Origin of the sequence: Achromobacter sp. Marseille-Q0513 (genome assembly GCF_018195695.1) — a bacterium.
Classification (GTDB): domain Bacteria; phylum Pseudomonadota; class Gammaproteobacteria; order Burkholderiales; family Burkholderiaceae_B; genus Achromobacter.
This window is the reverse complement of sequence record NZ_JAGTJY010000470.1, coordinates 1-547: the sequence shown is the minus strand read 5'-3', so window position 1 is coordinate 547 and position 547 is coordinate 1. Positions and strand designations below refer to the sequence as shown.

Annotated in this window: 2 protein-coding genes; one reads left to right on the top strand and one right to left on the bottom strand. The window is 53.9% G+C overall.

Translation table 11 applies throughout. From position 1 onward, the window contains the following. Position 1 precedes the first annotated feature (1 nt). A complete protein-coding gene (locus tag KDH83_RS31305) occupies positions 2 to 202 on the bottom strand; it encodes a hypothetical protein (protein WP_212323018.1) in 201 nt (66 codons plus the stop codon). 87 nt (positions 203 to 289) lie between these two features. On the opposite strand from KDH83_RS31305, the gene KDH83_RS31300 reads away from it, so the two are divergent. Further along, positions 290 to 547 carry a hypothetical protein gene (locus tag KDH83_RS31300; RefSeq protein ID WP_212323016.1) on the top strand — a complete coding sequence of 86 codons (258 nt, stop codon included), beginning with the start codon at positions 290 to 292 and terminating at the stop codon, positions 545 to 547.

Genomic DNA, 547 nt, shown 5'->3' with positions numbered 1-547 from the left:
ATCACGGCATCTGTCTGATTTGCCAGGCTGGAATGCGCTTCGACCGGCTCCATGATCGCCGGCGGCATTCCGCAACTTGCATCGCCATGCCGGCCAAGGCTTGGCGATATTCGCCAAGCCTTCCTTGAAGAACACCGCCTTCAGCTCTTTTTTGCAGGCTCAGCAGTTTTTCCTCGGCCTTCTTGCGCTCGGGTCGGAACATCCGCGGAAAGACCAGGAAAACGTAGCCGTGGTAGCAAGACTACCGTTAATCTGCCAAGCGAGATTCCGCTAGTCACTCAGGAAATCCATGAATGAACTGAACATTGCTCTGACAGGCACGGCTGCCTTTTTCTGTTTCTTCTGCGTCTTCCTCTGGTGGGCGCACCGACGTTCAAAGTTGGACTCGGTATGGATTGATGGGGAGTTTATCTACGTAGGCAGCCCTCGGAAAGCGGAAAAACTTGCCTGCACAGACATCATCGAGATATTCATCGCGCCGCTCTACGACGTCGCTCCCGCTGACGACTGCTGGCTGCTACAAGGAAAAAATGTATTGACCCAGTGA